Source organism: Rossellomorea aquimaris, from assembly GCF_003315075.1.
Classification (GTDB): domain Bacteria; phylum Bacillota; class Bacilli; order Bacillales; family Bacillaceae_B; genus Rossellomorea; species Rossellomorea aquimaris_C.
On the sequence record NZ_QNRJ01000004.1, the window covers coordinates 202,682 to 221,451 of the forward strand.

At 42.7% G+C, this 18,770-nt stretch carries 23 protein-coding genes; 11 read left to right on the forward strand and 12 right to left on the reverse strand.

Features of this window, described 5'->3' with window-relative positions; all coding sequences use genetic code 11:
* Positions 1 to 148: 148 nt before the first annotated feature.
* Together DET59_RS07455 and DET59_RS07460 are read right to left on the reverse strand one after the other, a co-directional pair.
* Positions 149 to 1,729, reverse strand: coding sequence for a long-chain-fatty-acid--CoA ligase (locus DET59_RS07455; protein ID WP_113969055.1), 1,581 nt, complete (start codon positions 1,727 to 1,729; stop codon positions 149 to 151).
* Between the two features lie 172 nt (positions 1,730 to 1,901).
* Positions 1,902 to 3,353, reverse strand: a complete 1,452-nt coding sequence (locus tag DET59_RS07460; protein WP_181778087.1) for a DEAD/DEAH box helicase — start codon at positions 3,351 to 3,353, stop codon at positions 1,902 to 1,904.
* A 90-nt stretch (positions 3,354 to 3,443) separates the two neighbouring features.
* Here DET59_RS07460 and DET59_RS07465 point away from each other — a divergent pair, with 90 nt between their 5' ends.
* On the forward strand, positions 3,444 to 3,899 hold the full coding sequence (locus DET59_RS07465; RefSeq protein ID WP_113969057.1) for a hypothetical protein: 456 nt from the start codon (positions 3,444 to 3,446) through the stop codon (positions 3,897 to 3,899).
* A 23-nt stretch (positions 3,900 to 3,922) separates the two neighbouring features.
* On the opposite strand, the gene DET59_RS21410 is transcribed toward DET59_RS07465, so the two are convergent.
* Positions 3,923 to 4,117: a hypothetical protein gene (locus DET59_RS21410; protein WP_142675569.1), complete on the reverse strand. Its 195-nt coding sequence runs from the start codon at positions 4,115 to 4,117 to the stop codon at positions 3,923 to 3,925.
* A 119-nt stretch (positions 4,118 to 4,236) separates the two neighbouring features.
* Here DET59_RS21410 and DET59_RS21610 point away from each other — a divergent pair, with 119 nt between their 5' ends.
* From DET59_RS21610 to DET59_RS07480, 3 genes are all read left to right on the forward strand, one after another.
* The gene (locus DET59_RS21610; protein ID WP_181778088.1) at positions 4,237 to 4,386 is read left to right on the forward strand and encodes a hypothetical protein; all 150 of its coding nucleotides are present in this window, start codon (positions 4,237 to 4,239) and stop codon (positions 4,384 to 4,386) included.
* Between the two features lie 49 nt (positions 4,387 to 4,435).
* On the forward strand, positions 4,436 to 4,972 hold the full coding sequence (locus DET59_RS07475; RefSeq protein WP_113969059.1) for a flavodoxin family protein: 537 nt from the start codon (positions 4,436 to 4,438) through the stop codon (positions 4,970 to 4,972).
* Positions 4,973 to 5,062: 90 nt separating this feature from the next.
* Positions 5,063 to 5,350 carry a hypothetical protein gene (locus DET59_RS07480; protein WP_113969060.1) on the forward strand — a complete coding sequence of 96 codons (288 nt, stop codon included), beginning with the start codon at positions 5,063 to 5,065 and terminating at the stop codon, positions 5,348 to 5,350.
* Between the two features lie 165 nt (positions 5,351 to 5,515).
* Here the strand turns inward: DET59_RS07480 and DET59_RS07485 are convergent, their stop codons facing one another.
* Positions 5,516 to 5,956: a MarR family winged helix-turn-helix transcriptional regulator gene (locus DET59_RS07485; protein ID WP_113969061.1), complete on the reverse strand. Its 441-nt coding sequence runs from the start codon at positions 5,954 to 5,956 to the stop codon at positions 5,516 to 5,518.
* A gap of 175 nt (positions 5,957 to 6,131) precedes the next feature.
* On the opposite strand from DET59_RS07485, the gene DET59_RS07490 reads away from it, so the two are divergent.
* On the forward strand, positions 6,132 to 6,554 hold the full coding sequence (locus DET59_RS07490; RefSeq protein WP_113969062.1) for an organic hydroperoxide resistance protein: 423 nt from the start codon (positions 6,132 to 6,134) through the stop codon (positions 6,552 to 6,554).
* A gap of 200 nt (positions 6,555 to 6,754) precedes the next feature.
* The gene (locus DET59_RS07495) at positions 6,755 to 7,945 is read left to right on the forward strand and encodes an NAD(P)/FAD-dependent oxidoreductase (RefSeq protein WP_113969063.1); all 1,191 of its coding nucleotides are present in this window, start codon (positions 6,755 to 6,757) and stop codon (positions 7,943 to 7,945) included.
* A 17-nt stretch (positions 7,946 to 7,962) separates the two neighbouring features.
* On the opposite strand, the gene DET59_RS07500 is transcribed toward DET59_RS07495, so the two are convergent.
* The 5 genes from DET59_RS07500 to DET59_RS07520 are packed head-to-tail and all read right to left on the reverse strand — an operon-like array spanning position 7,963 to position 12,008.
* The gene (locus DET59_RS07500; protein ID WP_113969064.1) at positions 7,963 to 8,598 is read right to left on the reverse strand and encodes a Crp/Fnr family transcriptional regulator; all 636 of its coding nucleotides are present in this window, start codon (positions 8,596 to 8,598) and stop codon (positions 7,963 to 7,965) included.
* Positions 8,595 to 9,734, reverse strand: coding sequence for a peptide-methionine (S)-S-oxide reductase MsrA (gene msrA, locus DET59_RS07505; RefSeq protein ID WP_113969065.1), 1,140 nt, complete (start codon positions 9,732 to 9,734; stop codon positions 8,595 to 8,597). The genes DET59_RS07500 and msrA overlap by 4 nt, the downstream gene beginning before the upstream one ends.
* The gene (locus tag DET59_RS07510) at positions 9,667 to 10,779 is read right to left on the reverse strand and encodes a HAMP domain-containing sensor histidine kinase (protein WP_113969066.1); all 1,113 of its coding nucleotides are present in this window, start codon (positions 10,777 to 10,779) and stop codon (positions 9,667 to 9,669) included. The genes msrA and DET59_RS07510 overlap by 68 nt, the downstream gene beginning before the upstream one ends.
* A complete protein-coding gene (locus tag DET59_RS07515; RefSeq protein WP_113969067.1) occupies positions 10,769 to 11,476 on the reverse strand; it encodes a response regulator transcription factor in 708 nt (235 codons plus the stop codon). The genes DET59_RS07510 and DET59_RS07515 overlap by 11 nt, the downstream gene beginning before the upstream one ends.
* A gap of 13 nt (positions 11,477 to 11,489) precedes the next feature.
* Positions 11,490 to 12,008 (reverse strand): DM13 domain-containing protein, encoded by a 519-nt coding sequence (locus DET59_RS07520; RefSeq protein ID WP_113969068.1) that lies wholly within the window; start codon positions 12,006 to 12,008, stop codon positions 11,490 to 11,492.
* A 163-nt stretch (positions 12,009 to 12,171) separates the two neighbouring features.
* Here DET59_RS07520 and DET59_RS07525 point away from each other — a divergent pair, with 163 nt between their 5' ends.
* The 3 genes from DET59_RS07525 to DET59_RS07535 all read left to right on the forward strand — a co-directional run bounded on the left by DET59_RS07525 (position 12,172) and on the right by DET59_RS07535 (position 14,311).
* Positions 12,172 to 13,254: an MBL fold metallo-hydrolase gene (locus DET59_RS07525; protein WP_113969069.1), complete on the forward strand. Its 1,083-nt coding sequence runs from the start codon at positions 12,172 to 12,174 to the stop codon at positions 13,252 to 13,254.
* Positions 13,255 to 13,312: 58 nt separating this feature from the next.
* Positions 13,313 to 13,855 carry a DUF6944 family repetitive protein gene (locus DET59_RS07530; protein WP_113969070.1) on the forward strand — a complete coding sequence of 181 codons (543 nt, stop codon included), beginning with the start codon at positions 13,313 to 13,315 and terminating at the stop codon, positions 13,853 to 13,855.
* A gap of 183 nt (positions 13,856 to 14,038) precedes the next feature.
* Positions 14,039 to 14,311, forward strand: coding sequence for a hypothetical protein (locus DET59_RS07535; protein WP_113969071.1), 273 nt, complete (start codon positions 14,039 to 14,041; stop codon positions 14,309 to 14,311).
* A gap of 129 nt (positions 14,312 to 14,440) precedes the next feature.
* Here DET59_RS07535 and DET59_RS07540 read toward each other — a convergent pair whose 3' ends face one another.
* Together DET59_RS07540 and DET59_RS07545 are read right to left on the reverse strand one after the other, a co-directional pair.
* Complete coding sequence (locus tag DET59_RS07540) at positions 14,441 to 15,289, reverse strand: VOC family protein (protein WP_113969072.1); 849 nt, start codon at positions 15,287 to 15,289, stop codon at positions 14,441 to 14,443.
* 15 nt (positions 15,290 to 15,304) lie between these two features.
* On the reverse strand, positions 15,305 to 15,706 hold the full coding sequence (locus DET59_RS07545; RefSeq protein ID WP_113969073.1) for a DoxX family protein: 402 nt from the start codon (positions 15,704 to 15,706) through the stop codon (positions 15,305 to 15,307).
* Positions 15,707 to 15,858: 152 nt separating this feature from the next.
* Here DET59_RS07545 and DET59_RS07550 point away from each other — a divergent pair, with 152 nt between their 5' ends.
* Positions 15,859 to 16,173 (forward strand): winged helix-turn-helix transcriptional regulator, encoded by a 315-nt coding sequence (locus tag DET59_RS07550; RefSeq protein WP_113969074.1) that lies wholly within the window; start codon positions 15,859 to 15,861, stop codon positions 16,171 to 16,173.
* A gap of 7 nt (positions 16,174 to 16,180) precedes the next feature.
* Here DET59_RS07550 and DET59_RS07555 read toward each other — a convergent pair whose 3' ends face one another.
* Positions 16,181 to 17,191, reverse strand: a complete 1,011-nt coding sequence (locus tag DET59_RS07555; RefSeq protein WP_113969075.1) for a nuclease-related domain-containing protein — start codon at positions 17,189 to 17,191, stop codon at positions 16,181 to 16,183.
* 278 nt (positions 17,192 to 17,469) lie between these two features.
* Here DET59_RS07555 and DET59_RS07560 point away from each other — a divergent pair, with 278 nt between their 5' ends.
* Positions 17,470 to 18,672: an MFS transporter gene (locus tag DET59_RS07560; protein ID WP_113969076.1), complete on the forward strand. Its 1,203-nt coding sequence runs from the start codon at positions 17,470 to 17,472 to the stop codon at positions 18,670 to 18,672.
* The last annotated feature ends 98 nt before the right edge of the window (positions 18,673 to 18,770 follow it).

Consider the following 18,770-nt stretch of genomic DNA (forward strand, 5'->3'; position numbering starts at 1 on the left):
ATCTCTCCTTTGTAAGTGTAGTCTGTAAGTACTTAGTTCTTGTTTACCACGCATATATAGTGATAAACATATGAGTGTTTTTTTGGAAGTGTATCCTTAGGTTTCCATTAAAAAAAAGCGTGCTGTTGCACGCCAAAAATAAATATTCCTAATGAACCATCCGATCATGATCCTTCCAGTATTCTTTTCGGATCACAACCTTTTGGATTTTTCCTGATGCGGTCTTGGGTAATTCTTTTGCAAAGGTAATACTCTTCGGTGCTTTGAAGTGGGCAAGCTTTTCTCTGCTGAATGCGATAAGTTCCTTTTCCGTTAAGCTGTGACCATCCCTGATCACAACCACTGCATGAGGCACTTCTCCCCAACGCTCATGGGGGATGGCAACGACGGCTGCCTCCAAGACACTGTCATGTTCATAGAGGGCCCCCTCTACTTCGATAGAAGAGATGTTTTCTCCCCCGCTGATGATGACGTCTTTCATCCGGTCGACAATTTCAATGTACCCATCCAAGTCAACCGTCGCCATATCCCCTGTATGGAGCCATCCATCTCGAATGGCTTGATTGGTGGCTTCAGGATTTTTATAATATCCTTCCATCACTGTATTCGTTCTCGTCACGATTTCTCCAATCGCTTTCCCGTCATGGGGGACTTCATTTCCGAGCTCATCCACTACTTTCACCTTGCTGCCAATCATACTGTAGCCGGCTTTCGCCTTTAACCGGTACTTTTCTTCCTTTGGTCGGTCCTGCTCTGAAGATCTCAGGATGGACGTAGTGATAAGTGGCGAAATTTCAGTCATTCCGTACACTTGGATAAACTCCCAATTCAGATCCTCTTCTACCTTTCGAACAAATGCCGGCGGAGGGGCAGAACCCGCAATGACAACCCTTACATTTTGCCCGATGATCCGTTCCCTGTTTGGATAGTTCTCCAGCAGCATATTCAAAACAGTCGGCGCCATATGCATAACCGATACGCCATGCTTCTCGACTTTATCTAAAATCATCTCAGGGTCCACTTTTCTGAGCATCACCTGGGTCGCACCGTTTGCCGTATAGTAAAAAGGAGATCCCCATCCATTCACATGGAACATAGGCAGCACGTGAAGCAAGGTGTCCTGATCGGAAACCCGTAAATGATGCATGGAAGATAAAGCATGCAGATAGTTCGATCGGTGAGTGAGGAGCACTCCCTTCGGATCCCCTGTCGTTCCACTTGTATATAGTAATGAAGCGATATCGTTTTCTTCCAGTACTACACGATCGAAGGCTTCGTCGCTGAATGAGCCTCGCCACCCGTCATAGCCGGGATGTCCATCTGTAGACTTACCATGAATCACAACATGCTTTAAATTCGGCACCTTAGACAAGATCGGCTGCACCAGCGGATAAAGTTCCTCATCCACAAATAATGCTTTGCTCTCGCTATGAGTCAGGATAAATTGATAATCTGATGGCTTTAAACGAGTATTCAGAGGGGTCATAATTCCTCCGACTCCATATACACCATAAAATCCTTCCAGCATCTCCGTCGTATTAGGAGCCAGATAAGCGACCTTGTCCCCTTTCTCAATCCCGAATTTCTTAAGGCCCCTGGACAGTTGATTCACACGTGCATTCAGCTGCCTATACGTCAAACGTTTCACATCATCAATAATCGCCACCTTTTCTCCATATTGCTCGACTGCGCGATCCAGAAAATCCGTTAACACTAAAGGTACATGCATATGTACAACCACCCCTTCTGTAATTAATGACTATTTATATTCATTATTTTAGCAGATTTGGGTATAGATTGGGAATATTCTGAATTTTATGTCCTGATTTATAAAATTTTGGGGGATCACCACTCTTTTCTATAAAAAAACATGATGACACATTGGTCACCATGCTTTTTGGTTAGCGGCCTCTTCTACTTGAAGAGGGTTTGCTTTGGCTGTTTCTTTTTCCGCTGGAGTCGTTTCTTCTTGGTTTGCCAGAATCATTTGTTCTGGATGGTCTGCCCCTTGAGGGACCGGCTGAGTCTCCGCCACGCCGGGATGATGATTCTTCCCTTCCGGATCGATGACTGCGTGATGAGTCACCACTGTCACTATTACGAGACCGGCCTCCACGTGGAGATCTTGCTTTACGCTCTTTATTGGTTTGGATATTCTTTTCCCGTCTATCCTTCGCACTTTCATTCGTTCCCTTATGAACATGTGAGGTTTCCTTAGAAGGAGCCACCTCCACGACACGACGAGGCAATGAACGGCCAACGCCTTTTTCAATCATTTCAAGGTCCTGCTTATCCTTTAATGCCACAAAGGTGATCGCAAGCCCGTCTTTACCGGCCCGGCCCGTTCGTCCGATTCTGTGAATGTAGCTTTCGACATCTTGAGGGATATCATAGTTGAACACATGAGTGACACCTTCCACGTCAAGACCTCGGGCTGCCACGTCGGTCGCGATAAGAAGCTGAAGTTTCGCGTCCCTGAACTTCTTCATCACTCCTTCTCGTTTCGCTTGAGATAAGTCACCGTGCAGTTCATCCACCAGGAATCCTCTTGCTTTCAGATCTCCCAGCAGCTTGCTGACCCTTCTTTTCGTTCGGCAGAAAATGATGCCTAAAAACGGCTGGACATCATGAATCGTTTGACTGAGGGCATCTAATTTCTGACGATCCGTCGTTTCCACGATTTCCTGCTGAATTTCCTGTACAATTTTTTCTTTTTCCCTAATCTGTACATTATGTGGGTTGTTCATATAGCGCTTGCCGATCTTTCGGATATCCTTGGACATCGTCGCAGAAAACAGGGCCGTTTGACGGGTGAACGGCGTCTCCCGAATGATCGACTCGACTTCATCAAAAAATCCGATATGGAGCATTTGATCTGCTTCATCCAGAACAAGGAACGATACATTTGAAAAGTCCACGGTCTCCCGGCGAACGTGATCAAGTAAACGACCAGGTGTTCCGATCACGATATGAATCGCTTTATTCTTCAGTCGCTTGATCTGCTTTTCAACATCCTGGCCGCCATACACAGCTAACACATTTATGTCATCTTCCGTAGAAGAAAGAATTTGATTTAATTCAGCCGTTACCTGAATCGCGAGCTCCCTCGTCGGAGTCACAATAAGAGATTGGACCTCATCTTTCGCTGGATCAATTTTGGCAAGCATAGGCAGGAGAAAAGCCATCGTTTTTCCCGTTCCTGTCTGTGCCTGTCCGATCACGTCTTCACCATTTAATAACACAGGGATGGTTTCGATCTGGATCGGTGTTGGTTCAGTAATCGATTGTTCTTTTAACGCATTGACGTACTTAGGTTGGATTCCTAAGGAAGTAAAATCATTCATTGGGGTCACCTCTTTGTACCCCATTATACCTTTAACTTCTCTTAGAAAATAGGGCACTATGTTATAATGGGAAAATCGCAAAATGAAATGAGGAATTTGATGTTACCATTTGAAGATAAATTAACCATAATCGAAGAGTTCCCTGAGCTTTCTCGGAAGGACGTTTCACTGAACCGGGTGAACTTCCACTTTGAAGAAAGTCTCTATGAAAAGACGACTGTGGTGTACCACCTCCATCCGAACGGAAACGGTTTTGTTTATACGGGCAGTCTTCCCGATTATGAAGCCAATCAAAAAGGACTCGTGAATATCCGTGATTTTTCAGGTGATGAACTGCGAGACATCATTCGCGCTTCCATTGATCACCTGGCTACGGAAGAAGAAATCGTGCCGCCCGTCGAACAGATGTGGAAAGATGCTGAAGGGCATTCCCTCATGCTGATCGAAGAAGATGAACGCTGGAATATTTATGCCGGCGATAACCTGGAAGACAGCTTTGGCGGGTACGATGAAGCAACGTTGTATTTGCGTGAGGAAGGGTTTCGGAGACGGTGATAAGAGGCAGCTTCATGCTTTTCCTAAAAAAGGACGAATTCTTTATCGATTCGTCCTTTTTTGATGGATTTTGGCGCTGTATCTGCCATAGGGCTGCGTCTTCTTGTGAAAATCGAGGTGAAATGATGGCGAATCCGGCCTTTTTCTGTGATAAACCAGCCGAAATGGTGATGAATCCGGCCGTTTTCTCTCATAATCCAGCCGGTTTTGCCAATCATCCGGCCGATTCCGAGAAAAATCCAGCCGTTTTACTTTTATCACCAAACGCTACTAACTTTACCACCGCCTACTGTCGATCGTCGGTTGGGTATGATCTCTGTTGATTGGATATGCGAATATGTATGTGTATGCCTCAGCAAGAATCGCATTTACCTTATCTCAACGAAAGGTGGCGTCCAAACGGTTTCATGCTGTACACTCTAAATATAAGCGACTATTGGAGGACGCCAGTCACCGTGGCTTGAATGGTCTTGATGCGGAATACTAAAAAAAATGACTCAAATATTACATTTGAATAAATAGAGGAGTGTTGACAAATGAAAGTATTAGCCCTTTTAGGAAGTACACGAAAAAACGGCAATTCAGAATTCCTTGCAAAAAAAATCGTGGATGGAACCGATCACACTGTCGTATCTCTTGCCGACCTGCATATTGAACCGATCGAAGACCTAAGACATTCAGAAGGAGGATTTTCTCCTGTGGATGATGATTACGAACAACTCGTCCAATTGATGGAAGAGCATGACGTATTACTATTTGCCACCCCCCTTTATTGGTACGGAATGAGTGGTCCTATGAAAAATTTCTTTGACCGCTGGAGTCAGTACTTGCGTGATGAGCGCTTTAACTTAAAAGAAGAGCTTACGAAGAAAAAAGCATATGTCGTGATCACCGGTGGTAGCTCAGCAAAGATTAAAGCCCTGCCCCTGGTACAGCAGTTCAATTACATTTTTGAATTCGTCAATATGGAATTTGCGGACTATATGATTGGTGCCGGAGTGAAGCCTGGTGAAATCGAGAATGACGTAGCAGCACTTGAAAAGGCAAAGCGTTGGAATGCGTTATTTAAATGAGCGATGATCCCTTTTTAGGGGTCATTTTTTTTTGTTAATCAGAACTAAAAAAGGAAACATTATAATAAAATGCTTGATTGGAGGAGCTGTATGGATTTCCCGACGATTCACACAAATTTCTGGGATGCGGTCATCGCGATACCCGTCCTGATCATCCTGACCCAACTCATTAAAATTTTCTTCAAACCCCCTGCCTTTTTAGTCCCAAACATTGCCGTTATTCTAGGCTTGATAATTTCCATTTTCATCAGTCACAGAGGGCATCTGGCAACGGGAATCTTCATGGGTTTCTTTTATGGATACGCTGCGATTGGGAATTATGCTTCTTTGAAGACTTCGGTGTTGGCTTTTCGGGGAGAGAAGGAGGATGCTCCATGAGGGGTGTTAAGTCGTATCTTTTGTTCCTTGTCGACCCTGTGGTTGGTACTGCTCTACAGCTTGAATCCAGCCGTTTTCACGAAAAACCCAGCCAATTACCAAATTATAATAAATCCACAACCATGATTCTACAATTTTCCAAAAAAAAGATGACCAAAGTCATCCCTACTTACTTCCCTTCCCTTGCAGTCTTCCGAGTATCGTCGTCAATGTCTGATCCAATCTTTCCAATTCTTCCCCATCCATCTCTAATCGCTGTAGCAACTGAGTCGGAACACAAGCAGCTTTTTCTTTCATCGCTTCTCCTTTGTTTGTAAGGGAAATCACGACGCTCCGCTCATCTTCAACCGATCGGTGACGCTCGACAAGCCCGTTCGCTTCCATTCTTTTCAGCATCGGAGTTAACGTTCCCGAGTCCAAGAACAATTTCCGGCCCAATTCCTTTACAGATACCGTTCCATCTTCCCAAAGAACTAACAATGTAAGGTATTGAGGATAAGTCACACCGATTTCTTCAAGTAGCCCGCGATATAACTTAGTAATCTCCCGCTCTGCTGTATAGATTTTAAAACATATTTGATTTTCTAATAATAATGGATCTTTCATACATGCGAATTCCTTTCTTGTGCAAACTAACCTGAGATTATCATACAAAAAAAGATATCGATTATCAAATTTAATTGTACACAACTTAATTGTTGACAATATAAATCAGAGCCTTTATTATTAGTTTTGTAATATTAAATTGTGCGCAATTAAATACAAATAAGGAGTGAATGAAATGGAAGCATTATACACAGCAAAAGCAACAGCAACAGGTGGACGCGCCGGTAAAGTAACAAGCAGTGACGGAGTATTGGATGTCGGATTGGCAATGCCTAAATCACTTGGGGGTTCCGGGGCAGAAGGAGCAACGAATCCTGAACAATTGTTCGCAGCTGGATATGCGGCTTGTTTCGATAGCGCTCTTAACTTAGTGGCCCGTCAAGAAAAGAAAAAGATTGAATCGAAAGTAGCAGCTGAAGTCTCCATTGGAAAAGATACAGATGGTGGATTCAAACTCGGCGTTGTGTTATCAGTAGCAGTAAGTGGTGTTGAATTAGATGAAGCGAAGCAATTGGTCGAAAAGGCACATGGAGTTTGCCCATACTCTAAAGCAACGAGTGGCAATATCGATGTTGAATTAAATACTGAATTATTTTAAATATTCGTGGATAGGCATTTAGTTGCCTATCCTTTTTTTTCTACAAAAACGAACATTTGTTCTTTTCCACTCCAACGGTTTGGACTATAGCACACTGCGTTACAAAACAGTAACGATTAAATATATGTTTTATCCAAGACTATTTAAGGGAATGGGATATGAACATAATTTAATTATCGATACTTATTGGGGGAACCAAAATGGATTTGCATAATGGCCGTTTATATTGGCCTACTACATTAAAAGATAAAAAGAGAAACTTTGATAAACAGTATGATGTAGCCATTATCGGGGGAGGAATGTCCGGGGCATTATGTGCCTATTCCCTTACCGAAGCTGGTTTGAACGTTGCAATCATTGAAAAACGAAGTATGGCTTCAGGGAGTTCAGCTGCCAATACCGGTTTACTTCAATTTTCCAACGATATCATGCTCCAGGATCTGATGGATCAAATTGGAGAAGAGAAAGCTGTCCGTTTTTATAAGCTGTGTGTTGAAGCGATCGAAAGCCTTGAGAAGATTGCTATGAATTTACCCGTGTCTCCCGAATTCATCCGGAGGAAGAGTATCTACTATGCCAGTACTACCCGGCATGTATCAAAGCTGAAAAAAGAATACAAAGTATTGAAGGAACATGGCTTTCCCGTTGAATATTGGTCCAAAAAAGAGATCAAAGAGCGATTGCCTTTTTCAAAACCGGGAGCTTTGATCACCAATGGAGATGCCGAGGTAAATCCATACCGATTTGTGAACGGTATCATCGCCTATTTAAAGGAAGGTCAAAAGACAACCATATTTGAAAATCTTGAAGCCGGGCGAGTAGAAGAGGATGCTGACGGTGTCAACATTCATACTTCTGAAGGAATGATTCAGGCATCACACCTGGTTCATGCAACCGGATATGAAACTCCTCCTATCGATAAGAAAATAGGCACTGATATCAATCGATCGTACGCCATTGCCACTCTGCCCATTGAAGACTTATCCCAATGGCATGAACGTGCTCTCATCTGGGAAACGAAACGCCCCTACTTATATTTGCGCACTACAGTGGATAATCGAATCATTGCAGGGGGCTTGGATGAGGATCCTCCCGAGGCACCTCAGAATGAGAAGAAAATTGAAAAAAGGGGAAAGCAGATTGAGAAAGAGGTTCAAAAACTATTTCCCGACCTGGACATCAAAATGGACTATGCATGGGGAGCAAGCTTTGGAGAATCATTGGACAACCTCCCTTATATCGGAAAGCACCCTGATAAAGAACGAACCTATTACTTATTAGGCTACGGTGGAAACGGCACGGTATACAGCATGCTCGGATCTAACATCCTCCGTGACCTCATCTTAAACCGTCCAAACCAAGACGCAGACATCGTTAAATTAGACAGGTGATAATGAGGGACGGACCTTTAAAGGTCCGTCCCTCCCATCACAAGATAGTGCTTATCTTTTTTTTGGATGTGTCCTTCTGTGATCAGTTCTTTTGTGAGGGTGGTCACCGTTTCTCTTGTAGAGCCAATGAAGCTTGCGATGTCCTGGTGAGTAAGGGGGACCGTTAATTTCATGAATCTCCCCTGTTTTTCTCCGAAGTTCTTCATAAGGAATGACATGAGATAAAGAATTCGTTCTTTAACCGGTGCGTACATGATGCGTTCGAGGAACATATTTCGTTGTTTCATATGCTGATTGAAGGTGTAGAAGAGCTCTGAAAGAAATGCAGGTTGCGATACACTTAGGCTATCCAGTTGTTTAAGTGAGATGATCCTTAAGATCGTTTCATCAATGGCTTCTGCATAAACTCCCTCGTCATCTAAGCTGAAACGTGCTATGTTACTGAAGAAATCTCCCTCACCCAGCATGGTGAGGATGGTTTTGCGTCCATCCTCACTATGTTTATATAGCTTTATTTTCCCGGATTGAATCCTGTACAGATTTTGACTAAGTGAAAAAGGTTGAAAGATTACTTCTTTTTTTGAGTAATTTGCGAACCTTCCTGGAAGATCACTGATGGCTGAAGCCGATCGTAATGAAGTTGCGCCATTCATGACGGCTCCTCCACTTTTTCAAAATGAGATACAAACTCTCCGTAGCCTTGATCTTCTAACTCATCTTTCGGTACAAATCGAAGGGCCGCTGAATTCATGCAATATCTTAAACCTGTTGGCTCAGGACCATCATCGAATACATGCCCCAGGTGGGAGTCCGCGTGTTTACTCCTTACCTCCGTTCGCACCATAAATAGTGTGCGATCTTCCACTTCCACAATGTTTTCTTCTACTAAGGGCTTCGTGAAACTGGGCCATCCAGTGCCGCTTTTATATTTATCTTTAGAGCTGAAGAGAGGCTCTCCTGAAACCACATCTACATAAATACCTTCGTCTTTGTTATCCCAATACTCATTGTCAAATGCTTTCTCTGTCGCATCCTCTTGAGTTACTTTGTATTGGATATCCGTAAGTTTCCCCCTTAATTCTTCATCTGTGTAAGAAGGATATAGAGGGTTTGTGTCAAGCTTGATGTTTCGGTCGTCTCCCCAAGCTTCATCAAGGAAGTCGTCTCTTCCCGAGTTGTTTCGATAAAACTTATAACTCAATTCATTTTTCTTATAATAATCCTGGTGGTACTCTTCTGCTTTGTAAAAGGTTTTAGCAGGCTGGATTTCTGTGACAATGTCTTCATCAAAGCGTCCTGAGTCTGCTAATTCCTGTTTTGATTGTTGAGCTATGCTCTTTTGTTCATCATCATGATAAAAAATACCACTCACGTATTGTGGGCCTCGATCCACGAATTGCCCGCCTGCATCAGTAGGATCGATTTGTCTCCAGAACACCTTTAATAATTGTTCATACGTGATCACTTTAGGATTATATTCAATCTGAACGGCTTCCACATGCCCCGTCTGTTTCGTGGAAACTTCATCATAGGTCGGATTCTTTTCCTCGCCACCTGTGTACCCGGAAATGACGGAATACACACCATCCAATTTTTCAAAAGGTGGCTCCATACACCAGAAGCATCCTCCTGCAAAGGTCGCAACTGCATGTTCGTCATCCACCATAGCCGTCTTTACGGGCTCACTTCCCAAGGACTTCTGGGTTATGCTTGCATAAAGTTTAGGTCCGAAAAATACCGCCAGACTCACTACCAGCATCAGGCCGATTCCTATCATTACTTTTTTCATCATCTCTCCTCCTCATTTCTAAAGGCAATCGGAACCAAAAGGTGCTGCCTGTCTCCCCATCACTTTCGACTCCGATCTCTCCTCCATGAAGTTCAACAATTTCTTTGCTTATGGATAGCCCCAGGCCAGACCCTCCTCCTGCTTTATTACGGGACTTCTCTACCCGATAAAAACGCTGAAAGATCGATGCCTGTTCTTCAAGGGGAACACCCTTTCCTTCGTCTGTGACCGAAAAGCTCATCATCTCCCCATCCTTCGCTGCTTTTATTTCCAATGACGTATGATTTGGGGAAAAGGATAGAGCATTCTGTATAAAGTTCGTCATTACTCTTTTGATTTGAACGGGCATTAAAGGAACGAGAGGTAAATCTTCATCGTACTGTACAATCACTTCAACATTCTTTTCTAGTAAAACCCTTTCGAACTGCTGAATGGTTTCGATCAGGAGTTTATCGATTGGTGTCGGATGCGGATTCCATGGCAGCTTCCTATTTTCCAACTGTGAAAATTCCAGTACTTCTTCAATTAATAGACCAAGTTTTTCGGTTTCTGACAAAATCGTCTCGTAATATCTCTTTCGTGCTTCAGGTTCTTCAATAATGTCATCGTTCAAAGCGGCAACAAAAGAATGGATCGATGATAAAGGTGTTCTAAGGTCATGGGAAACATTGGCGATCAGTTCACTCTTGAACTTCTCTGATTCCCTTAATTCGTCGAACATTGCTTCTATTCTAGTGGACATATGATTAAAGTTAGCAGCGAGCTCTCTAATTTCCTGAGGTCCAGCCTCTGTCACCTTCACATCAAAGTCACCCTTAGCCATCCGCTCCGCTTCATTGCTCATCTGCTTTACTGACTTTAATAAAGGCGATGTGATCATCAAATTCACGGCAAAGGATAGGATCCCCGCTCCAAGCGTAATAAGGGAAAGCAGGATAATGATATTGGTTGAGATGAACATCTGAACATACGAGATTGTGAGAAATACTAAGATTACGGAGAGCGAAATCGTGTTGGCTAATATAAGGAGGGTTCTAATTTTCATAAGGCTGCCGCTCCTCAAACTTATAACCTATCCCCCACACGGTTTTTATCCATTGAGGCTCAGAAGGATCGACCTCTATCTTTTCTCTTAACCTGCGAATATGGACATTGATCGTGTTGGCATCACCCAGATATTCATAACCCCATAAAGTTTCGAGCAACTGGGATTTGGAGAACACCTGTGAAGGGTGCTCTGCCAACAGGGTTAATAAATCGAATTCTTTCAAGGTCATGTCAATTTCTCTCCCGGTAACGACTACTTTTCGTTTATCCCGATCAATGAGTAAGTCCCTCCACTTAAGAACTTCCTTTTGAGCTTCCCGGTTTTTGGGGGAATAGGTCCTTCTTAATACGTTTTTGACACGGAGCAATAATTCCCGGGGACTGAAAGGTTTGGTGACATAGTCATCCGCACCTATCGTCAGCCCATAAATCCGATCCTTCTCCTGCCCCAGTGCTGTCAGCATGATGATGGGTGTGTCGCTGTCTTCCCTTATCTTTTCAGCAGCCTGCCACCCATCCATTTGAGGCATCATTATATCCAGGATCACGATGTCCGGTTGGAACGTTTTGTATCGTTCGATTGCCTCATATCCGTTTGAGGCAGTACTCACTTCATAGCCCTCCCTCATGAGATACCGTGAGCATACATCCACAATATTTTCTTCATCATCTACTAACAGCACTTTGTTTGCCATGGCTTACTCTCCTTTACATTGCCTTACCTAACTCAGCACGACCGAAATCCACATTAAATTGCTTACACCAAATCACAATATGCATCCCTGATGAAGCAGAATGATCTCCTGGAATCTCATAATTTTGATTACCGATGTTCCCCTTTAATTCACCCAGTGAAATCCCTTCTATTGTATCCTGACCTTCTTCTACTAAGTAAACGTATAGATCCGGTCCATTGGTCACTTCAAAATTTTCCAATCGAATATTTTTTCCTGATATTCTCACTTTTCCTTTTGCATCGTGATTTTCATCTGCTCCTTGAAAAATCCCGACTAATTCATTTATTTCCATTGTATCGTTTGTCATTTCGTCTGGCGAAGATGAGTCGGTTTCTTTCATAGTATTCTCTTCTTGTTCTTTCATATTTGAGGCAGATGACGATGAAACAGGCGCTTCGTTCACCACCTTATCTAAAAATAACGGAGAAATCAGCCACCATCCCACTCCTAATACTCCTACTACAGCTATTCCAAGCATCCATTTTCTCATTTACTCATCCCCTCGTTATGATTAACGATAGTATAATAAACAAACCTTATGGATTCTTAACGAAAATCTTAAATAATTCTTAAATGTGATACTCCTTTCATTTTGGACAGTCGCAAGCTTATCTGAGATAGTAATAGATATCGAATGAAAAGGAGCAGAATCCATGCTAATTTTTATATTTTCACTTGCCGCTTTGATCGTGATTGCCTTCCTGGTTGTCCGGTTTTATCCTGCATTTGGTGAGAAGCCTTCCCTTCAACGTGTTCAGCCCTCTCCCCAACATTCAAAAGGCTCATTTAAAAATTCCATTCCAACCTCTATGGATACCAGCTTTTCCACGTCTCTTACAATGATTCGGGATCTTATGAAAAGAAATAGCAACCGTAAACCTGATACCGATATTCCCAGGGTCCGATTTCCATCCTTTGACCACCCTCATTCTGCTACGAATGTCACTTGGTTCGGGCACTCAGCTTCCATGGTTGAGATTGATGGAAAAAGGCTATTGCTTGATCCCATGTTTGGTCGTGCTCCATCCCCTTTTCCTTGGATGGGCGGGAAACGGTTTAGCAAAGACCTCCCGTTTCAAATGGATGAACTACCTTCTATTGATGCTGTGATCTTTTCACATGATCATTACGATCATCTGGATTATGGTACGATTCAAAAGCTTCGAGGCAAAGTGAATCAGTTCTTTGTTCCCATCGGGGTAGGGAGTCACCTTGAGAGATGGGGAATCCATTCTGATTACATTGTAGAGCTCGATTGGTGGGACGAGATTGAGTGGAGTGGTCTTACTCTGGCTTGTACCCCGGCACGACATTTTTCCGGGAGAAGCTTACATGATCGCAATGCTACTTTATGGTGTTCGTGGTGTATCATCGGGAACTCTTCCAGAATCTTTTTCAGCGGAGATAGTGGGTACGGGCCACATTTTAAAGAAATCGGCAGTGCTTATGGACCATTCGATTTGTCCCTGATGGAATGTGGTCAATATGATCCCAGATGGGCACCGATACATATGTGTCCGGAAGAGACTGTACAAGCCCACCTTGATGTGAAGGGGAAGTGGCTTCTGCCCATTCATTGGGGTGCTTTCACGTTATCTTTTCATGAATGGACAGATCCCATAATGAGAGTGACGAATAGCGGTGCAGAACAGGGGGTTCATGTTGTTACCCCTCGAATCGGAGAAACGTTTCCAGTAGAAGGTGATTCCTACCCCTCTTCAATATGGTGGGAATGAACCAACCATCGCCTAGTTGTATACAATATCTAAGAACTTTAAAGTAGGCGATTATACTATGAGCAATGAACAAAAAGCCACATTGGGAGCATGGATCGCGGCAATCGGAACGGTCATTGCCGCTATTGGCAGTACCCCCATTAAGAGCATTCCAGAAAATACTTTAAACTCGTTCAATCTCGTAGGAAATGAACTTCAAGCAACGGGAAATGCGTTAGAAGCAGATGCAATAGATGATTTCACCCTGACGAAAGCAGGAAATGAAATTCAAGCGATCGGAAACGTAACCGTTATAGCCGGCATACTCATTAAGTTTAATGACATTACGAAGCAAGAGTTGAATATTAAAGGAAATCTCCTTCAAGCATTGGGTGGAGGGGCTGCCCTTGCCGATTCATTTGATGAAGAACATACGTTAGAAGAGCTATATTCTATATACGGAAATCTCCTTCAGGTTATTGGTAACTCACTACAGGCCATCGCTGGAATCCTCGAATTGAATGAAAGGGACAGCGGGAATATCAATGTGACGGGGAGCTGGATCCAGGCAATCGGTGCTGTCATATCGGCATTGGTACAAACGAAGGAATCTTCCTCCTGAAGTTGTTTTACATACTCAATTAGTGAGAATGTAAAGCAACCAGGTTAGCAGCTGCTTTACATTTAATAACTCAAAAAAATGTCATAGGTCTATTATCACAAACTCTCTCTAGATGGGTGAATGCCCAGTCCTTTTCGTATCGGTGCGAATATTCATAACCTAGATAGAGAGGAGGTTTATGTTATGAATGATTTTCATACTGTAAGTAATGAACCATTTATCAATTATCATGATGTACGTCGCCCAATCGGACGTGTGGGGTTTGGCAGGCCTGGATTTGGCTTTGGTGGATTTGGAAGAAGACCGTTTGGGTTCGGATTCAACCCGTTTTTAGGGGGGCTTGCCGGTGGGCTGCTTGGAGCTGCATTATTGAGCCCGTACGGATATGGATATGGATATGGATACGGATATCCTTCACCTTATTATGGTTATCCTCCTTACCCTTATTATTATTAATAAAACCATACAAAAAAGGAGCCAGGCACCGCATTCAATGCATGTTGGCTCCTTTTTAATGTTTCCTTACGATTTGCAGATATCCCAGCAAGAGGGACGGACCTCAAAGTGAGGTCCGTCCCTCTTCTCTTACAGGCTTAAATAGATCCGATTGCCTGATGGGTCATCGGTCAGGATTTTTCCATTTTGTTCGCGTATGGTCGCTCCAATGGATTGAAGCTGTCGGATGATGGTGGTGCGTTTTTCTTCGGTTGGGAAGTGTAGGGTGAATGAGTTTAAGCCCACACTGTTTTCAGCTGGTCTCGGCGCTCCTACCCCGTTCCAGGTGTTCAGCCCAATATGATGATGATATCCACCTGTTGAAATGAAAAGTGCCTGACTTCCGAATCGACTGACTACATCGAAGCCAAGTCCCTTCCCGTAGAATTCCTCTGTTGATTTCAAATCAGAAACATGCAGATGGATGTGTCCCATGACCGTACCGGCAGGAAGGCCTTCCCACGGCTGTCCCATTGCCTCAGCCAAAATCCCCTTTGCATCGATGGGATCAACTGCCATCTTTACCTGATCGCCATTCCATGTCCATTCCGATGAAGGACGGTCCCTGTAAATCTCGATTCCATTTCCATCCGGATCTGACAAATACAGTGCTTCACTAACCAGGTGATCAGAAGACCCCAGTTGAATATTCAGCTTTATAAAATGTTCTACTATTTTTCCCAGATCTGCTCTATTCGGTAACAACAGGGCAAAATGGTACAATCCTGTTGTTCCGGGCTGCTTCGGTAAAACATTTTCCGGTTGTTCCAGAGATAATAATGGGTGGATCCCATCTGCGGTCAAAGTCGCTCTATTCTCTGTTTGTTCCATTACTTTAAACCCGATTACTTCTTGATAAAAGGAAAGAGATCGTTCTAAGTTTTCAACTTTTATATTTACTTCCCCAACGAATGTATGTGGTTCTTTATGAAAATTCATTTTAATTCCTCCCATTCATTCTGACTGTGAAAACTTCTGATCTATTGAGAACAATGATTCCTTAGCCACGACAAAATATAATGAAATCGCAAGCAGTGCTAAATCTAATTCATATCCGGCCATCTGTCCATTCCCTAAGAAACCGGCAGCTAATTTTACTTTGACGATTGCTCCCAGCATGATTAACGCAAATAATCCAGCCACGACACGAGTCCCGATCCCAAGGATCATTGCCAGTCCACCGACCAGTTCAATGATGGCGACTACATAAGCCGCAAATCCCGGCAGTCCTAAACTTTGAAAGAAACCGACCGTATTTTCAATCCCTCCCTGAAACTTAGTCAAACCGTGAATGAAAAAGGTGATTCCTAGAAATATTCTTAAAATAAATGCCCCTATTAAGTGATTCTTTAGCATTGTCTATTCTTCCTTCCTTTTTGTTATTTTATTAAAGTTAGTTACTTTATGTAACCTATACTATTTTAATAACTATGTTCTGTCAAGTAATTAAATTACTAAAAAGGTGTTTTTGTGGTATACTAGTCACAAAGAAGGAGGCGCCTGACAAAATGAATCAATCAGAAATTTGTCCAAGGTTTGAGAAGGCCATCGGCATCTTAAGTCAAAGATGGACAGCACTCATCATTTATCAATTGCTTACCGGCCCACAACGGAACTGCACCATCAAAGACGCAATCGGCATCAGTGGGAGACTTCTATCAGAGCGTTTAAAGGATCTTGAAGAAGAAGGAATCGTAAAACGAGACGTCTACCCGGAAACACCCGTGCGTATTGAATATTCACTAACTAAAAAAGGATATTCTTTAGAACCTTTAATGAAAGATATAGAAAAGTGGTCCCAGGAGTGGATTGAGAAGGAATGAAAACCCGTCAGATTATTGGCGGGTGTTTTTGTTTCGTTTTTTGAGGTTGACCTTCATTGAATATTAGGATGTATTGTGTTCCTTTTTTAGTGCCTGCTGTGGGGAGGTTAAGGGATTGGAGGAGTCTTTTTGCAACATAGGGTGAAGCTACTACTAAATACTTTCTTAGTTCTGTATTATTTATTTTTGAATCGATTAACAGCTCGTAATCTTTAAGGGCTTGAATATGTGCATCATTATTCCTGCTTTCACATTTCAAACAGAACCAGGTACCATGTTTTCTTACTAAAGGACGATGATGGCAAACTTCACAAATGACCCCCTTCAATAGATCTTTTTCTTCAATGTTAAATCTTTCTGGAATTGAGGGCGTTGCTTCTTGATGTTTTCTTATCAATGTTCGAATGATTTTTTTTATGTCTTTAGATGAAGCTGTCTCTTTTTCAACGCTACTCTCAATTCCGTTTATTTTGTCCAAGAGAGAATGACGATGGATGACGATTTTATTAAGGGATTTGTTATCTGGAGAGGTTTTAATGATAGTCCGATCGTTGCTCATGACTACGCAAGAGTAAATGGGGATGGAGGGGAATCCATTCTTCTTTAACCATTTCAATAGCTGGCTTTCCTGTCTTTTGATTTGGATGGTAGGGTCCGGTAAAGCTGATTCAATACCTTCTTTTGTTTGAATAAGTTGATTGAAGATAGGGTCGAAATAAGCAGTGCCAGCGAGGTATTTGACTTCGATATTGAGGATGAATTTGGTTGTGATGATTAGAGTGTCTATTTGAAAAAAGCTGTTTTTGAAGGGGATTCTGAGATCGTGGAGAATGTAGTATTCTTTGGGATCTAAAAAGCTTAAAGAGTAATCTAGAGCTTTCTCTCCTTTGAATCCTGCCATTCTTTTACCAAGTTCCTCGGATATCATTAGGAGTTTTGGATGGTTTGGGGGAAGTCTGCGGAATAAAGCTTGCAAAATCAGAATAATTCGAGGGATGATTCGTTCTTTTTCAATCATTTTACCACTCCAATCGGGTTTTATACTTCATCTATTCTCCTTGAACTATAGAAATTCCTGCTATGAGATAGTAGATTTATGTTTTATCGGCGAAATTTCAAATTTAACGGCGAAATCCTTGATATAACGGCGAAATTTCAATTATAACGGCGAACTGCTCCTTCCAGGCTCTCTCACAAGATAACTACATCCCCCACCCAAAAAAATCATTCCCATTCCCCTCCCGCCATAGTATATTTAGAGAAGCGAAATAAATCGACTGCGAGGGACGGACCTATATGTGGAGAAATAAAAATGTATGGATATTATTGATAGGTGAATTTATAGCCGGTCTCGGATTGTGGTTAGGGATTATCGGTAATCTGGAGTTTATGCAGGAAAAGGTGCCTTCCTACTTTCTGAAATCGGTGATTCTCGCTTCCGGATTGCTCGCCGGGCTTGCTGTTGGACCATTAGCCGGCAGAATTACGGATCAGGTAAATAAAAAGACGGTAATGCTCATCTCAGGCTTCACCAGGGCATTAAGTGTTATTTTCATGTTGATTGCGATTAACACAGGCTCGGTGCTATGGATGGTCGTCTTCTTAGTGAGCATCCAAATATCTGCCGCCTTCTATTTCCCAGCTCTGCAAGCTGCCATTCCGATGGTGGTAAAAGAGAAGGATTTACTGCAAATGAATGGGGTTCATATGAATGTTGCCACACTCTCAAGGATCCTTGGAACTGCGTTAGCTGGTATCCTGTTGGTGGTCATATCCTTAACGATGGTATACGCTCTCTCATTAGTGGCGTATCTGGCACTATTTGTGATGACCTGGTTCTTATCAATTGAAGAAACCGCGACCACCTCTCAACAAGGTGAAAAACCAAAAGGGGCAAGCTTTAAAGAAGTTTTCCCCGTCATTAAAGGGCTACCGATCGTATTGATGACTCTTGTGATGACGTTGATCCCACTGCTATTTATCGGCGGATTCAACTTAATGGTCATCAACATCAGCGAGCTACAGGATAGTTCGGCCATTAAGGGTTGGATCTATACCGCCGAAGGGATTGCCTTTATGACAGGCGCTTTTGCCGTCAAGAAGATGGGTGAAAATATGTCACCTTATAACATATTATTCTTTTTTAGCTTTATCATCGGGATTGCGCAAATGATTCTTTATTTTGCAACCAGTCCGTTCTTGTCCGTGCTTGCGTTCACAGTGTTTGGATTTGCCGTGGGATGCTTCTTCCCGACTGCTGCTACTATTTTTCAAACACGGATACCGAAAGAATTTCACGGCCGTTTCTTCTCTTTCCGTAATATGCTCGACAGACTGATTTTCCAGGTTGTGCTCCTTCTCACAGGATTACTGCTGGATCTCGTAGGACTCCAAATCATGACGGTATTATTCGGATGTCTGTCCCTTTTGATGACGGGACTGTTCTATTCAAGATACCGCCAGCTCAAAACCACCACATTATCCGAACAGACCGGTTGACCATGAAGCTCACTTTTGTGGGCTTTTTTTGTATAAGAATGAGAATTATTATCAATACTATATAAAAAGAAGACAACCACGCCTATGGTTGCCTTCTA

What these genes read in the sequence shown, in the direction of transcription:
- DET59_RS07455 (WP_113969055.1), bottom strand. Translation starts at nt 1,729, where the DNA reads ATGCATGTACCTTTAGTGTTAACGGATTTTCTGGATCGCGCAGTCGAG.
- DET59_RS07465 (WP_113969057.1), top strand. Translation starts at nt 3,444, where the DNA reads ATGTTACCATTTGAAGATAAATTAACCATAATCGAAGAGTTCCCTGAG.
- DET59_RS21410 (WP_142675569.1), bottom strand. Translation starts at nt 4,117, where the DNA reads ATGATTGGCAAAACCGGCTGGATTATGAGAGAAAACGGCCGGATTCAT.
- DET59_RS21610 (WP_181778088.1), top strand. Translation starts at nt 4,237, where the DNA reads ATGTATGTGTATGCCTCAGCAAGAATCGCATTTACCTTATCTCAACGA.
- DET59_RS07475 (WP_113969059.1), top strand. Translation starts at nt 4,436, where the DNA reads ATGAAAGTATTAGCCCTTTTAGGAAGTACACGAAAAAACGGCAATTCA.
- DET59_RS07480 (WP_113969060.1), top strand. Translation starts at nt 5,063, where the DNA reads ATGGATTTCCCGACGATTCACACAAATTTCTGGGATGCGGTCATCGCG.
- DET59_RS07485 (WP_113969061.1), bottom strand. Translation starts at nt 5,956, where the DNA reads ATGAAAGATCCATTATTATTAGAAAATCAAATATGTTTTAAAATCTAT.
- DET59_RS07490 (WP_113969062.1), top strand. Translation starts at nt 6,132, where the DNA reads ATGGAAGCATTATACACAGCAAAAGCAACAGCAACAGGTGGACGCGCC.
- DET59_RS07495 (WP_113969063.1), top strand. Translation starts at nt 6,755, where the DNA reads ATGGATTTGCATAATGGCCGTTTATATTGGCCTACTACATTAAAAGAT.
- DET59_RS07500 (WP_113969064.1), bottom strand. Translation starts at nt 8,598, where the DNA reads ATGAATGGCGCAACTTCATTACGATCGGCTTCAGCCATCAGTGATCTT.
- msrA (WP_113969065.1), bottom strand. Translation starts at nt 9,734, where the DNA reads ATGAAAAAAGTAATGATAGGAATCGGCCTGATGCTGGTAGTGAGTCTG.
- DET59_RS07510 (WP_113969066.1), bottom strand. Translation starts at nt 10,779, where the DNA reads ATGAAAATTAGAACCCTCCTTATATTAGCCAACACGATTTCGCTCTCC.
- DET59_RS07515 (WP_113969067.1), bottom strand. Translation starts at nt 11,476, where the DNA reads ATGGCAAACAAAGTGCTGTTAGTAGATGATGAAGAAAATATTGTGGAT.
- DET59_RS07520 (WP_113969068.1), bottom strand. Translation starts at nt 12,008, where the DNA reads ATGAGAAAATGGATGCTTGGAATAGCTGTAGTAGGAGTATTAGGAGTG.
- DET59_RS07525 (WP_113969069.1), top strand. Translation starts at nt 12,172, where the DNA reads ATGCTAATTTTTATATTTTCACTTGCCGCTTTGATCGTGATTGCCTTC.
- DET59_RS07530 (WP_113969070.1), top strand. Translation starts at nt 13,313, where the DNA reads ATGAGCAATGAACAAAAAGCCACATTGGGAGCATGGATCGCGGCAATC.
- DET59_RS07535 (WP_113969071.1), top strand. Translation starts at nt 14,039, where the DNA reads ATGAATGATTTTCATACTGTAAGTAATGAACCATTTATCAATTATCAT.
- DET59_RS07540 (WP_113969072.1), bottom strand. Translation starts at nt 15,289, where the DNA reads ATGAATTTTCATAAAGAACCACATACATTCGTTGGGGAAGTAAATATA.
- DET59_RS07545 (WP_113969073.1), bottom strand. Translation starts at nt 15,706, where the DNA reads ATGCTAAAGAATCACTTAATAGGGGCATTTATTTTAAGAATATTTCTA.
- DET59_RS07550 (WP_113969074.1), top strand. Translation starts at nt 15,859, where the DNA reads ATGAATCAATCAGAAATTTGTCCAAGGTTTGAGAAGGCCATCGGCATC.
- DET59_RS07555 (WP_113969075.1), bottom strand. Translation starts at nt 17,191, where the DNA reads ATGATTGAAAAAGAACGAATCATCCCTCGAATTATTCTGATTTTGCAA.
- DET59_RS07560 (WP_113969076.1), top strand. Translation starts at nt 17,470, where the DNA reads ATGTGGAGAAATAAAAATGTATGGATATTATTGATAGGTGAATTTATA.